Source organism: Haemophilus paracuniculus (assembly GCF_002015115.1).
Classification (GTDB): domain Bacteria; phylum Pseudomonadota; class Gammaproteobacteria; order Enterobacterales; family Pasteurellaceae; genus Haemophilus_E; species Haemophilus_E paracuniculus.
On the sequence record NZ_MUYA01000007.1, the window covers coordinates 233,970 to 248,114 of the forward strand.

10 protein-coding genes are annotated in these 14,145 nt (G+C 47.1%); 7 read left to right on the plus strand and 3 right to left on the minus strand.

Annotated features, from left to right (window positions below):
- The first annotated feature begins 22 nt into the window (after positions 1–22).
- The 7 genes from guaB to B0187_RS06145 all read left to right on the plus strand — a co-directional run bounded on the left by guaB (position 23) and on the right by B0187_RS06145 (position 7,589).
- Complete coding sequence (guaB, locus tag B0187_RS06115; protein ID WP_078236975.1) at positions 23–1,489, plus strand: IMP dehydrogenase; 1,467 nt, start codon at positions 23–25, stop codon at positions 1,487–1,489.
- Positions 1,490–1,598: 109 nt separating this feature from the next.
- On the plus strand, positions 1,599–2,000 hold the full coding sequence (locus B0187_RS06120; RefSeq protein WP_078236976.1) for a hypothetical protein: 402 nt from the start codon (positions 1,599–1,601) through the stop codon (positions 1,998–2,000).
- Between the two features lie 49 nt (positions 2,001–2,049).
- Positions 2,050–3,621: a glutamine-hydrolyzing GMP synthase gene (gene guaA, locus B0187_RS06125; RefSeq protein WP_078236977.1), complete on the plus strand. Its 1,572-nt coding sequence runs from the start codon at positions 2,050–2,052 to the stop codon at positions 3,619–3,621.
- Between the two features lie 194 nt (positions 3,622–3,815).
- Entirely contained in the window at positions 3,816–4,718 is a 903-nt protein-coding gene (locus B0187_RS06130) for a siderophore ABC transporter substrate-binding protein (RefSeq protein WP_078236978.1), read from the plus strand.
- Between the two features lie 221 nt (positions 4,719–4,939).
- Complete coding sequence (locus tag B0187_RS06135) at positions 4,940–5,890, plus strand: ABC transporter permease (RefSeq protein WP_078236979.1); 951 nt, start codon at positions 4,940–4,942, stop codon at positions 5,888–5,890.
- Positions 5,887–6,831 (plus strand): iron chelate uptake ABC transporter family permease subunit, encoded by a 945-nt coding sequence (locus B0187_RS06140; protein ID WP_078236980.1) that lies wholly within the window; start codon positions 5,887–5,889, stop codon positions 6,829–6,831. The genes B0187_RS06135 and B0187_RS06140 overlap by 4 nt, the downstream gene beginning before the upstream one ends.
- The gene (locus B0187_RS06145; protein ID WP_078236981.1) at positions 6,831–7,589 is read left to right on the plus strand and encodes an iron ABC transporter ATP-binding protein; all 759 of its coding nucleotides are present in this window, start codon (positions 6,831–6,833) and stop codon (positions 7,587–7,589) included. Before B0187_RS06140 ends, B0187_RS06145 begins: the two co-directional genes overlap by 1 nt.
- A 101-nt stretch (positions 7,590–7,690) precedes the next feature.
- Here the strand turns inward: B0187_RS06145 and lpdA are convergent, their stop codons facing one another.
- The 3 genes from lpdA to aceE form a co-directional block, all read right to left on the minus strand.
- Complete coding sequence (lpdA, locus tag B0187_RS06150) at positions 7,691–9,115, minus strand: dihydrolipoyl dehydrogenase (protein WP_078236982.1); 1,425 nt, start codon at positions 9,113–9,115, stop codon at positions 7,691–7,693.
- 105 nt (positions 9,116–9,220) lie between these two features.
- On the minus strand, positions 9,221–11,131 hold the full coding sequence (gene aceF / locus B0187_RS06155) for a pyruvate dehydrogenase complex dihydrolipoyllysine-residue acetyltransferase (protein WP_078236983.1): 1,911 nt from the start codon (positions 11,129–11,131) through the stop codon (positions 9,221–9,223).
- A gap of 211 nt (positions 11,132–11,342) precedes the next feature.
- Positions 11,343–14,000, minus strand: a complete 2,658-nt coding sequence (gene aceE / locus B0187_RS06160; protein WP_078236984.1) for a pyruvate dehydrogenase (acetyl-transferring), homodimeric type — start codon at positions 13,998–14,000, stop codon at positions 11,343–11,345.
- Between the last annotated feature and the right edge of the window lie 145 nt (positions 14,001–14,145).

Below are 14,145 nucleotides of genomic sequence, written 5' to 3' on the forward strand. Positions count from 1 at the left end.
TTATTTTTAAGGAACTATTGCAATGGCATTACGAATTAAACAAGAGGCATTAACCTTTGATGATGTTCTTCTTGTTCCAGCCCACTCTACGGTGCTTCCAAACACCGCCAACCTTTCCACCCAACTTACCAAAGAAATCCGCTTAAATATCCCAATGCTCTCGGCGGCGATGGATACCGTTACCGAAACCAAATTGGCGATTTCCCTTGCCCAAGAGGGCGGAATCGGCTTTATTCATAAGAATATGTCCGTTGAACGCCAAGCGGATCGCGTCCGTAAAGTGAAAAAATTTGAGAGCGGTGTAGTTACCGATCCGATCACCGTCAGCCCTGATCTTAGCCTTGCCGAATTGGCGGAATTAACTAAGAAAAACGGCTTCGCAGGCTACCCTGTGGTCGATGCAAGCGGTAACTTAGTGGGAATTATTACAGGGCGTGATACCCGTTTTGTGAAAGATTTGAGCAAAACCGTTGCCTCAATGATGACCCCGAAAGAGCGTTTAGTTACCGTCAAAGAAAACGCGTCGCGTGAGCAAATTTTAGATTTAATGCACCAACACCGTGTCGAAAAAGTGCTAGTGGTAAATGATGATTTCCAACTTAAAGGAATGATCACCGTTAAAGATTTCCAAAAAGCGGAACAAAAACCGAACGCCTGTAAAGATGAATTAGGGCGTTTGCGTGTCGGAGCGGCGGTGGGTGCTGGCCCTGGTAACGAAGAACGGATCGAAGCCCTTGTGCAAGCAGGGGTGGACGTGTTGTTAATCGACAGCTCGCACGGTCATTCCGAGGGCGTGCTACAACGTGTGCGTGAAACCCGAGCCAAATATCCAAACTTACCGATTATCGCAGGCAACGTTGCCACCGCCGAGGGGGCGATTGCCCTTGCGGACGCTGGGGCGAGTGCAGTAAAAGTGGGGATCGGGCCAGGCTCAATCTGTACCACCCGAATCGTAACCGGCGTGGGCGTGCCTCAAATTACCGCCATTGCAGACGCTGCCGAAGCCTTGAAAGAGCGTGGGATTCCTGTGATCGCCGACGGCGGTATCCGCTACTCAGGCGACATCGCCAAAGCGATTGCCGCAGGGGCAAGCTGCGTAATGGTGGGATCAATGTTCGCAGGCACGGAAGAAGCCCCTGGCGAAATCGAGCTTTACCAAGGACGAGCATTTAAATCTTACCGCGGAATGGGATCACTCGGGGCGATGTCAAAAGGCTCATCGGACCGCTATTTCCAATCCGACAATGCTGCCGACAAACTCGTGCCAGAGGGCATTGAGGGACGCATTCCCTACAAAGGCTACCTCAAAGAGATTATCCACCAACAAATGGGCGGCCTACGCTCTTGTATGGGCTTGACCGGCTGTGCCACTATCGAAGATCTTCGCACCAAAGCTCAATTCGTACGAATCAGCGGTGCAGGTATCAAAGAAAGCCACGTACACGATGTAACCATTACCAAAGAAGCCCCGAATTATCGGTTGAGCTAACAATGCAAGGGGTAAGATTTTTTGAAATTTCATCAAATCTGTCCCCTTGTATTATTCAATTTAGAAATATTATCTCACACAAATACTTTATATTTAACGGAGCTATTATATGAAATTTAGAGATGCTAACCATTCTGGAACAGGTGATATTATTATTCAAGAAAATAATAATACAAATATAGGAAAACTTTATATCCAATGTACTGATGAAGAACTATTTGAGGAAAGAGAATTTAGACAAAATCAACTTAAAAAGGAATCTCAAAGAAGAAAAAAAGAAAAGGAACCATGTGTAATATTTTCAATTATTATATTACTGCTAGCTGCTATTTATGGTTATTATAAAGATCCGAATTTTTCTAACTTTGTAAATTGGATATATACATTTCCTGGAGCTATATTCAGCCTACTTTCTATACGAGCTTATCTAACGCCAAACCAATATGAACAAAAGCATTTAAAAGCTTTAAATGAAATTAGAGATATTCTTAGAGAACGTGGAGTAGAATAATTTAACTATACTAAAATATCCCCGAATTTTTTCACAATAGAGAGCAACAATGACAAACATTCATAACCACAAAATTTTGATTTTGGACTTCGGTTCACAATATACGCAACTGATCGCACGCCGAGTGCGTGAGATTGGGGTTTACTGCGAACTTTGGGCGTGGGACGTTACCGAAGCACAGATCCGTGAATTTAACCCTACGGGGATCATTCTTTCAGGCGGGCCTGAAAGCACCACCGAAGCAGGTAGCCCTCGTGCCCCTGAATATGTGTTTAACGCTGGCGTGCCAGTGCTAGGGATTTGCTACGGTATGCAAACAATGGCGATGCAGTTGGGCGGTTTAACCGAAACTTCTGATCACCGTGAGTTTGGCTACGCTGCCGTGGAATTGCAAGCCAGTGATGCGTTATTTGCAAAATTAAACGATGATCTCACCGCTTGCACCCCGAAATTAGACGTTTGGATGAGCCACGGCGATAAAGTTACTCGCCTACCTGCTGGCTTCCAAATTACCGGCGTTACCCCAACCTGTCCGATTGCAGCGATGTCGGACGAAAGTCGCCGTTTCTATGGCGTGCAGTTCCACCCCGAAGTTACCCACACCAAAAGCGGTTTGGAATTATTAACCAATTTTGTGGTGGGAATTTGTGGCTGCGAACGTAAATGGACTGCCGAAAACATTATCGAAGACGCAGTAGCTCGCATTAAAGAGCAAGTGGGCGATGACGAGGTAATTTTGGGTTTATCGGGGGGCGTGGACTCTTCGGTAACCGCACTCTTGTTGCACCGTGCGATCGGCAAAAACTTGCACTGCGTTTTCGTGGATAACGGCTTGCTTCGCCTCAACGAAGCAGAACAAGTAATGGAAATGTTCGGCGATAAATTCGGCTTGAACATTATCCACGTTAATGCGGAAGATCGTTTCTTAAACGCACTGAACGGCATTGCCGACCCAGAAGCGAAACGCAAAACCATCGGCAAAGTGTTCGTGGACGTTTTCGATGATGAATCGAAAAAATTGACCAGCGTAAAATGGCTCGCCCAAGGCACGATCTACCCTGATGTGATTGAATCTGCGGCGAGCAAAACGGGCAAAGCTCACGTGATCAAATCACACCACAATGTTGGCGGTTTACCGGACTATATGAAACTTGGCTTAGTTGAACCGCTGCGTGAATTGTTCAAAGATGAAGTGCGTAAAATCGGCTTGGCACTTGGCTTGCCAGCGGAAATGATCAACCGCCACCCATTCCCCGGCCCAGGCTTAGGGGTGCGAGTGTTAGGCGAGATCAAAAAAGAGTACTGCGATCTGTTGCGCAAAGCCGATGCGATCTTTATCGAAGAATTGCACAAATCGGGTTGGTATCAAAAAGTCAGCCAAGCCTTTACCGTCTTCCTGCCAGTTAAATCGGTCGGCGTAATGGGCGATGGTCGCAAATACGACTGGGTTGTTTCCCTGCGTGCGGTCGAAACTATCGACTTTATGACCGCCCACTGGGCTCACCTGCCGTATGATTTACTCGGCAAAGTGTCAAACCGCATCATCAACGAAGTAAACGGCATTTCTCGCGTGGTTTACGATGTCAGCGGAAAACCGCCAGCGACAATCGAGTGGGAATAATTTTCCTGCATTTCATTGTTTTTCATAACATTTCAAAAATCACTTTAAGCCCTGTAATTTCAGGGCTTTTATCTTTGTATAGCTAACCTCTTTACAAAAAGCTTACTTATTTTTGCATTTTGTGCTTTCTTCTTTTGCAAAATCCGCTAAAATGATTTGCGAATTATTCTCACTAAAAACTAAAAGGAGTTTCTATGTTAAGAAAAGCACTTTTCACTTTAACGGCAGTAGCGGCGTTTACCGCTTCGGCGTTGGCAAAAGATGTTACGATTCCAACCGCTCGTGGCGAGGTTACGCTTCAAGCCCCACCGAAGAAAATTGCGGTGTTTGATACGGGTAGCCTTGATACCTTGCAGGCGTTGGGCGTGAAAGTGGATGCCACCCCTGATGCAGTGAAAGCCTTGCCTTACCTTGAACCGACTTTTGCTCAATCGAAAAAAGTCGGCACATTGTTCGAGCCAAACTTAGAAGCGTTGAATGAATTACAGCCTGATTTAATCATTGTCGGCACACGTTCGGCGAAGAAATTTGACGATGTGAAAGCCCTCGCCCCGACCATTGATTTAACCGACAACGGCGATAAGTTGATCGAGAGCGGTTTAACCCGTATCGACAGTTTCGGTAAATTATTCGATAAAGAAGCCGATGCTGCAAAATTGAAAGGCGAAGTGGAAACCCTGTTCAACCAAACCAAAGAAGCGGTGAAAGGCAAAGGTAACGGTTTAATCATTCTCGTGAACGGCGGAAAAGTATCGGCGTTTGGTAGCGGTTATCGTTTAAGTTGGATTCACAACGATTTAGGCGTACCAATGGCGGACGAGACGATCAAATCCGCTGGACACGGTCAGCCGATTAGCTTTGAATTTATCCAAAAACTCAACCCAGATTGGTTATTCGTGTTAGACCGCATTGCGGCGGTTGGCGAGGAAGGTCAATCGGCGAAAGAGGTGTTGGATAACGATCTCGTGCGTCAAACCAAAGCGTGGAAAAATGGGCAAGTGGTTTACCTCAGCAGTGCCTCTTACCTCGCACCAGGTGGCGTGGAACAGATCAAGCAAGATTTAACGGCAATTAAAACGGCGTTTGAGAAAAAATAATCCATCATAAAATCTTGGGCGTGAGCTTCACGCCCTATTTTTATCAACTCTCGCCCACTTGTGGGAGAGAGACAGCAAAAAATGCGTTCAGCATTTTTGGCAGAGAGAGGGAACAAGCGGTAGGATTTCCGCTAATTTTTCCCTCTCCCTGATTTTTCTTCTTAACGAAGAAAAATCTGTCCCTCTCCCGCAAGCGGTAGAGGGGATAATTTATCTTTCTAATGAAATTATCATTAAACCAACTCAGCTTTCTTCTTTTGTTAATCCTCTGCCCAATCAGTATGGCGATTGGGGTGGCGGATTTTAATTGGTCGCAGGTGTGGCAAAATCCTGAGCAGTTGCAGCTGTTGCTCGTGAGCCGTATTCCTCGCACCTTGGCGATCATTTTAGTGGGGGCAACCCTCAGCATTGCTGGAATGGTGTTGCAAATTGTGCTGAAAAACCGTTTTATCGAGCCGAGTATGATCGGGGCAAGCCAAAGTGCCGCGGTCGGGATTCTGCTCGCCAGCCTCTTTTTTCCTGCTTCGGCGTTGATCGTCAAAATGTCGCTGGCTACCCTGTCTGCCCTGCTCGGAATGGGGATTTTTATGTTGCTCATTCGCCAGCTTCCCCCTCATCAACAACTGATGCTACCGCTGATTGGAATTGTGTTCGGCAATGTGATTGAGGCTGTAACGACCTTTATTGGCTACCAAACGGATATGCTACAACTGGTTTCGGTCTGGTTTGCGGGCGATTTTTCGGGGGTGCTGTCGGGGCGATATGAACTGCTCTGGCTGACAGCTGGCTTGGCGTTGGTGGTCTATTTAATGGCGGATCAGCTCAGTATCGCAGGGCTAGGGCGGAATATCAGCACCAGCCTCGGCATCAATTATCAACAGATGACGTGGCTCGCTCTGATTGTGGTGGCGATGATTACCGCCGTGGTGGTGGTAACGGTCGGGCAAATTCCCTTTATCGGCTTGGTCGTGCCGAACATTATTTCACGCTTGGCAGGCGACCGACTTCGTCAAAACTTGCCTGCGGTCGCCCTATTCGGGGCAACCCTTGTGCTGATTTGCGATATGCTCGGACGGGTGGTCAACGCCCCGTTTGAAGTGCCGATTTCGACCATTTTCGGCGTGTGTGGCACGCTCATCTTTCTCTATTTGCTGTTTCGGGGGAAAAAATGACCAAATCCTACCGCTTGTTTGGCTGGCTCGCCTTGATTTTACTCGGCGTGTGCGTCTTTTATATGACCTACAACAGCAACGGCAAATGGGCGTTCGTGCTGCCGTTTCGTGGGCAAAAATTAGCCCTGTTGCTGATTATCGCCTACACTATCGGCGTTTCGACCCTGCTGTTCCAAACTCTCACCCACAACCCAATTTTAACCCCCAGCATTTTGGGCTTTGACTCGCTTTATCTGCTCACCCAAACCACCCTTGTGTTTTTGTTTGGTGGCATCGGTTTTACCCAGCTCGATCTCGGCGGTAAATTTCTGTTTGAAACCTTGCTAATGTTGGGCGGATCGCTACTGCTGTTTCGCACCCTGACCAAGAGAAATAGCGATCTGACCCGAATGATTTTGGTCGGCGTGATTTTCGGCGTGCTGTTTCGTAGTTTGAATAATCTGCTACAACGAATGATCGACCCGAATGATTTTGCGGTGGCACAAGGTTCGTCTTTCGCTCAATTTACCAGCGTAAAGCCAACTTTACTTTGGATTGGTGGGGCGATTGTGATCCTTAGCCTAATTTGGGTGTGGCAACAACGGCACAAGCTCGATGTGTTGCTACTCGGCAAGGATCAAGCGGTCGGATTAGGGCTAGATTATGCCAAATTCTCTCGCCAGCTGCTGATTTGTTGTGCTGTGTTGGTGTCGGTTTCCACCGCCCTTGTCGGACCGATTCTCTTTCTCGGCTTGTTGGTGTGTGCGATTGTCAATGCGATCAGCCCGAGCATTCATCATCACATTCGCTTACCGCTCACCTTCCTCATTTCGGCGATCACCCTCGTGGCAGGGCAAGCCCTGTTTGAACAAGTGATGAAATTGCAAGGGGTGTTGAGTGTGGTGATCGAATTTGTCGGCGGTTTGGTGTTTATCTATTTAATGCTTAGACGGAAAAAATAATGATTAAAATCAATAATATACAGCATAAAATCGGCAATGCGACTATCCTAAATAATATCAACTTAACCATTCCTAACGGCGGGATTACCGCCTTGATTGGGGCAAATGGGGCGGGCAAATCGACCCTGCTCTCGCTGATCGCACGGTTACAACCGATCCAGCAGGGGCAAATTCTGATCGACCAAATGGATATTGCCACAACGCCCTCTCGCACTATCGCCCAACATCTGGCGATTTTGACCCAAGATAACGCCATTCATAGCCGCATTACGGTGCAGGATCTGCTGATGTTCGGGCGTTATCCCCATCATCAGGGCAAAATTCAAGAACAGGATCGCCAAATTGTCGCCCACGCCCTCGACCGTTTTGAACTCACGGCGTTTGCCGACCGCTATTTGAGCGAACTCTCGGGCGGACAACGGCAACGGGCGTTGATCGCAATGACCTTCTGCCAACAAACCAGCCACGTTCTGCTTGATGAACCCCTCAACAACCTCGATATGTTCCACGCTCGTGAGCTAATGCGACTGCTACGCAAACTCACGGACGAACTGCAACTGACCACCGTAATGGTAGTGCACGACATCAATATGGCAGCCGCCTACGCCGACACTATTGTCGCAATGAAAGACGGCGAAATCATTATGAGCGGCAACCCCAACGACCTCATCACCCCCCAAACCCTCAAAACCGTGTTCAACCTCGATGCGGAAGTGTTGGATTACCAAGGGAAAAAGTTGGTGGTGCATCATATTTAGTGATGCAAGCGGTGGGATTTCACAAAATTTTCACTATGCTCACTGATTTCAAATCATAAAAAAACCGCCCTTTCAGGCGGTTTTATGTTATTTAACGAAAATTATTTTTTCTTCGCTTTTGGGTTTGGTAGATCGGTTACCGAACCTTCAAATACTTCGGCAGCTAAGCCAACTGATTCGTGTAGGGTTGGGTGAGCGTGGATTGTTAAAGCGATATCTTCTGCATCGCAACCCATTTCGATTGCCAAGCCGATTTCGCCGAGTAATTCGCCACCGTTCGCACCAACAATCGCACCACCAAGAATGCGGTGAGTGTCTTTGTCGAAGATGAGTTTGGTCATACCCTCTGAACATTCAGACGCAATCGCACGACCTGATGCTGCCCACGGGAATTTCGCCACTTCGTAGTTTAAGCCTTCTTGCTTACACTCTTTCTCGGTTTTACCCACCCACGCGACTTCTGGCTCGGTGTAGGCGATTGACGGGATTACTTTTGGATCGAAGTAGTGTTTCATTCCTGCGATTACTTCCGCCGCAACGTGGCCTTCGTGAACACCTTTGTGGGCTAACATTGGCTGACCAACGATGTCGCCGATCGCATAGATGTGTGGCACGTTGGTACGCATTTGTTTATCTACCGCGATAAAGCCACGCTCGTCCACGTTCACGCCTGCTTTACCTGCATCGATCAATTTGCCGTTTGGCACACGACCGATTGCGACAAGCACCGCATCATAGCGTTTGGTGTCGTTGCACGCTTTGCCTTCCATTGTAACGTAGATGCCGTCATCTTTCGCATCAACGGCGGTTACTTTGGTTTCAAGCATTAACTTGAATTTTTTCTCGATCTGTTTGGTGTAGATTTGCACCATATCTTTATCCGCGGCTGGGATAACTTGATCGAACATTTCCACCACTTCCACTTCTGAACCGAGGGCGTGGTAAACCGTACCCATTTCTAAACCGATGATGCCACCGCCCATAATGAGTAATTTTTTCGGTACTTCTTTTAATTTAAGGGCATCTGTTGAATCCCAAATGCGTGGATCTTCGTGTGGAATGAATGGTAATTGAATTGGGCGTGAACCCGCAGCGATGATCGCATTATCAAATTTAATGGTGGTTGGGTTGCCATCACGATCACGAGCCACAAGGGTGTTTGGATCAACGAATGAAGCCAAACCCTCAACCACGGTTACTTTACGTGCTTTCGCCATTCCAGCCAAACCGCCTGTCAATTTCGCCACCACGGCATCTTTACCTGCACGCACTTTGTCTAAATCAATGGTTGGCTCGCCAAAAAATACGCCGTTTTTGTCTGCGTGTTTCGCTTCTTCAATTACTTTCGCCACGTGCAATAAGGCTTTTGACGGGATACAACCTACGTTTAAGCACACACCGCCGAGGGTTGAGTAACGTTCTACGATTACGGTTTCTAAACCTAAGTCAGCACAACGGAACGCCGCAGAATAACCCGCAGGACCTGCACCAAGCACCACCACTTGTGTTTTAATTTCTTTGCTCATTTTTTATTCCTCAATATTCTCCCCTCTTTGCAAAAGAGGGGCTAGGGGGAGATTTTGCAAGCGGTCAGATTCGCTGAAATTTTCGCTTATCCGACCGCTTGTTAATTACATTACTAAACGGCGAATGTCCGCAAGTACACCGTTGATGTAGCTGATGAATCTCGCACCGTCTGCACCGTCAATCACACGGTGATCGAACGATAATGAAAGCGGTAACATTAAGCGAGGGGTAAACTCTTTACCATTCCAAACTGGCATCATTTCAGATTTTGACACACCGAGGATCGCCACTTCTGGGGCATTCACGATTGGGGTAAAGTGGGTTGTACCTAAACCACCAAGGCTTGAAATCGTGAAGCAACCACCTTGCATATCAGAGGCAGTTAATTTACCTTCACGGGCTTTTTTCGACACTTCCATTAACTCGCGTGAAAGTTCGATAATGCCTTTTTTGTTCACGTTTTTGAACACTGGCACAACTAAGCCGTTCGGGGTATCTACTGCCACACCGATGTTGATGTATTTTTTGAGGGTCAAACGCTGACCGTCTTCTGAAAGCGAGCTGTTGAAACGTGGGAAGGCTTCTAACGCTTTCGCTGCCGCTTTCATAATGAACACCACAGGGGTAATTTTCACATCGAGTTTTTGTTTTTCAGCGAGTTTGTTTTGCTCTTTGCGGAATTCTTCTAACTCGGTAATGTCGGTGCGGTCGAAGTGAGTAACGTGTGGAATCATTACCCAGTTGCGGTGTAAGTTCGCACCTGAAATTTTGTTAATGCGTGATAATTCAACTTCTTCGACTTCGCCGAATTTGCTGAAATCGACTTTCGGCCACGGTAATAAGCCTAAGCCAGCACCATTCGCCACGCCTGTGCCTGCAGGTGCTTTGCCTGATTGAACATCTTCAAACACTTTCACCGCAGTTTTAACGTAAGCCTCGATGTCTTCTTTCAACACACGACCTTTGCGACCTGTGCCTTTCACTTTGTCAAGGTTAATGCCGAACTCGCGTGCTAAACGGCGGATCACTGGGGTTGCGTGTGCGTAACCTGCACTTGCTACCACTTGTTCTTGGCTTAAACCTGCTACGTTGCCTGATTGAGCAGGTTGTGCTGCTGGTGCTACTGCTTGCGGTGCAGGGGCTGCCACTGGTTGAGCTTGTGCCGCAGTTTGTGGTGCTGCGGCAGGGGCTGCTCCTTGCACTTCAAATCGCATAATCAACGAGCCAGTTTTCACTTTGTCGCCAGATTTCACGATGATCTCTTTCACCACACCTGCAAATGGGGCAGGCACTTCCATTGAGGCTTTGTCGCCCTCAACGGTAATCAACGATTGCTCTTCGCTTACGCTGTCGCCCACTTTGACCATAATTTCAGTTACGTTCACTTCATCGCCACCGATGTCTGGCACGTTTACATCTTTCACGGCAGAAGCCGCCGCTTGTGGTGCGGCTTCCGCTTGAACAGGTGCAGAAGTTGCAGGGGCTGATGATTGAGTTTCAAATTTCATAATCAATTTGCCCGTGGAAACTTTGTCGCCCACGTTGATTAAGATCTCTTTTACCACACCTGCGAATGGGGCTGGCACTTCCATTGAGGCTTTGTCGCCCTCAACGTTGATGATTGACTGCTCTGCTTCAACGCTGTCGCCGACTTTTACCATAATTTCAGTTACGTTTACTTCATCGCCACCGATGTCTGGTACATTTACTTCAACCACCGCTGATGCAGTTGCTGCTGGTGCAGGGGCTGCTTCTTTCGCTTCTGATTGAGCTGGGGCTGCTTCGCCTGCTTCTAATACAAGCATTGGCGAGCCAGTCGAAACTTTATCGCCCACTTTCACTAATACTTCTTTGACCACGCCGGCTTCTGGTGCTGGTACTTCCATTGAGGCTTTGTCGCCCTCAACGTTGATGATAGATTGATCGACCGCAATCGTGTCGCCCACTTTTACCATTACTTCGGTTACAGTTACTTCATCGCCACCGATATCTGGCACTTGAATTTGTTTTGACATTTTATGTTCCTTCTTATTATCGATAACCCTCGCCCTTCGGGAGAGGGACAGATTTGACTTCGTTTAGAAGTCAAATCAGGGAGAGGGCAAGCGGTGAGATAAGTAAAAATTTTTGCGAAACTGACCGCTTGTTTTCCCTCTCTCTGCGACAAATTGCTGAACGCAATTTGTCGCTGTCTCTCTCCCATTACTGGGAGAGAGTTTTGAGAGGTTATGCGTATAACGGGTTAATACGATCTACGTTCAAACCGAATTTCGCAATGGCATCTGCCACCACTTTGGTTTCCACCGTGCCTTCTTTGGCAAGTTGTGATAATGCAGCCACCACCACATAACGAGCGTCCACCTCAAAGTGTTCACGCAAGTTTGCACGACTGTCTGAACGACCGAAACCGTCAGTACCTAAAACGTGGTAGTGTTTGCTTGGTACGAACGCACGGATTTGATCCGCATATTGTTTCACATAGTCCGTTGAAGCCACGGTTGGTAAATCCGCTAACACTTGGGCAACGTATGGCACGCGTGGGGTCTCGGTTGGGTGTAACAAGTTCCAACGGATAGCATCGTTACCTTCACGTGCCAACTCGTTGAATGACGGTGCTGAGAACACATCAGAGGTTACGCCGTAGTCGTTCGCAAGGATCTGTGCCGCTTCACGCACATGACGCATAATCGCACCCGAACCTAATAATTGAACGTGGCCTTTGCCTTTACCTTGAACGGTTTCAAATTTGTAAAGACCTTTACGGATACCTTCTTCCGCACCCGCTGGCATTGCTGGCTGATCCATTACTTCGTTCAATGTGGTCATATAGTAGAACACATCTTCTTGTTTTTCGCCGTACATACGGTTGATACCGTCTTGCATAATCACCGCAACTTCAAAGGCGAATGACGGATCGTAAGTGATACAGTTAGGAATAATGCCCGCTTGGATATGGCTATGACCGTCTTCGTGCTGTAAGCCCTCGCCGTTAAGGGTTGTACGACCTGATGTACCACCCACCATAAAGCCACGGGCAAGTTGGTCGCCTGCGAGCCACATCATATCACCTACACGTTGGAAACCGAACATTGAGTAGTAAATGAAGAATGGGATCATCGGTTGGTTGCTGACTGAGTAAGAAGTCGCTGCTGCTACCCAAGATGCTGCACCACCTAATTCGTTGATACCCTCTTGCAATACTTGACCGTCCTTCGCTTCACGGTAGTAAGCCACTAAATCACGATCTGACGGCACATAATTTTGACCGTGTGGGTTGTAGATACCGATTTGACGGAATAAGCCTTCCATACCGAAAGTACGCGCTTCGTCCACGATCATAGGCACGATAGTTTTACCGATGTTTTTATCTTTTAATAAGATATTTAACGCACGGCTGAATGCCATTGTGGTTGAAATGCCACGCGGTTGCTCTTCCAATAACGCTTGGAATTCTTCGAGAGCTGGTACTTTGTATTCCACATTAAATTTCGGACGGCGAGCTGGCACATAACCGTTCAACGCTTGACGGTGACCGTGCAAGTAGTTGTACTCTTCTGAACCTTCGGCAAATTTGATGTATTCAAGGTTTTCCACTTGCTCATCGGTTAATGGTAATTCAAAGTAATCACGGAAACCTTTAAGGCTCTCTAATGACATTTTTTTCGATTGGTGAGCGGTGTTTTTACTTTCCGCTTCTGGAATTTTATAACCTTTAACTTGTTGAGCTAAGATTACAACAGGTTTAGTGGCTTTTTGTGCTTTCGCATAAGCTGCGTAAAGTTTTTCGCTGTCGTGAGCACCACGACGTAAATTCCAGATTTCATCATCGCTCATATCTGCCACTAATGCAGCCGTTTCTGGATAGCGACCGAAGAAGTGTTCACGAATGTAAGCACCGTCTTTTGATTTAAAGGTTAAGTAGTCGCCATCAACCACTTCCATCATTAACTGAGCGAGTTTGCCCGAAGTATCTTTGGCGAAGAGTTTATCCCACTCGCTACCCCATAAAACTTTGATCACTTCCCAACCCGCACCGGTAAACACGCCTTCTAATTCTTGAACGATTTTACCGTTACCGTTTACTGGGCCGTCTAAGCGTTGCAAGTTACAGCTGACGGTAAAGATTAAGTTGTCTAAGCCTTCACGAGCCGCAAATGCTAATGCACCTTTTGACTCGATTTCGTCCATCTCGCCGTCGCCTAAGAACGCATACACTTTTTGATCAGCGGTATCTTTTAAGCCACGATTTTCAAGATATTTTAAGAAACGCGCTTGGTAGATCGCATTCACAGGACCTAAACCCATTGATACGGTAGAGAATTGCCAAAATTCTGGCATCAATTTCGGGTGAGGATAAGAAGATAAGCCATCAACAAAGGCTTCTTGACGGAAATTGTCGAGTTGTTCTTCGGTTAAACGACCTTCAAGGAACGCACGGGCATACATACCTGGTGCAGCGTGGCCTTGGAAATAGATCAAATCGCCACCGTTTTTCTCGGTTGCTGCTTTGAAGAAGTGGTTATAGCACACTTCATACATTGTCGCAGCAGATTGGAAAGTCGAAATATGACCACCTAAATCCAAATCTTTCTTCTGGCTACGCAATACCATCGCAATGGCATTCCAACGCACCGCAGAACGGATACGGCGTTCGATTTTGTGATCGCCCGGATAAGCAGGTTGCTCAGATACAGGAATGGTGTTCACATAAGCGGTAGTAACGCCAGACGGCAATGAAACCCCGCCCGCACGCGCTTGATTAACCACTTGCTCAACGATAAATTGAGCTCTTTCTGTACCTTCTTCACGAATTAATGAATTAACCGCATCTAACCAATCATTTGTTTCGATTGGATCTACGTCCGAACGTAACATCTCTGACATAGTCTTTTCCTTTGTTTATGAGTGAAAAATGATGATAAGCCAAAGGCTTACCGTTTGCTGAAATATTAATCAAAGCGTTTAACAAAAAACTTACAGATCTACCCGCTTGCAGTTCGCTTTAACGAGCAAAATTTCCTGCTATCGC

Coding starts and splice junctions, on each gene's coding strand:
- guaB (WP_078236975.1), top strand. CDS start 23: ATGGCATTACGAATTAAACAAGAGGCATTAACCTTTGATGATGTTCTT.
- B0187_RS06120 (WP_078236976.1), top strand. CDS start 1,599: ATGAAATTTAGAGATGCTAACCATTCTGGAACAGGTGATATTATTATT.
- guaA (WP_078236977.1), top strand. CDS start 2,050: ATGACAAACATTCATAACCACAAAATTTTGATTTTGGACTTCGGTTCA.
- B0187_RS06130 (WP_078236978.1), top strand. CDS start 3,816: ATGTTAAGAAAAGCACTTTTCACTTTAACGGCAGTAGCGGCGTTTACC.
- B0187_RS06135 (WP_078236979.1), top strand. CDS start 4,940: ATGAAATTATCATTAAACCAACTCAGCTTTCTTCTTTTGTTAATCCTC.
- B0187_RS06140 (WP_078236980.1), top strand. CDS start 5,887: ATGACCAAATCCTACCGCTTGTTTGGCTGGCTCGCCTTGATTTTACTC.
- B0187_RS06145 (WP_078236981.1), top strand. CDS start 6,831: ATGATTAAAATCAATAATATACAGCATAAAATCGGCAATGCGACTATC.
- lpdA (WP_078236982.1), bottom strand. CDS start 9,115: ATGAGCAAAGAAATTAAAACACAAGTGGTGGTGCTTGGTGCAGGTCCT.
- aceF (WP_078236983.1), bottom strand. CDS start 11,131: ATGTCAAAACAAATTCAAGTGCCAGATATCGGTGGCGATGAAGTAACT.
- aceE (WP_078236984.1), bottom strand. CDS start 14,000: ATGTCAGAGATGTTACGTTCGGACGTAGATCCAATCGAAACAAATGAT.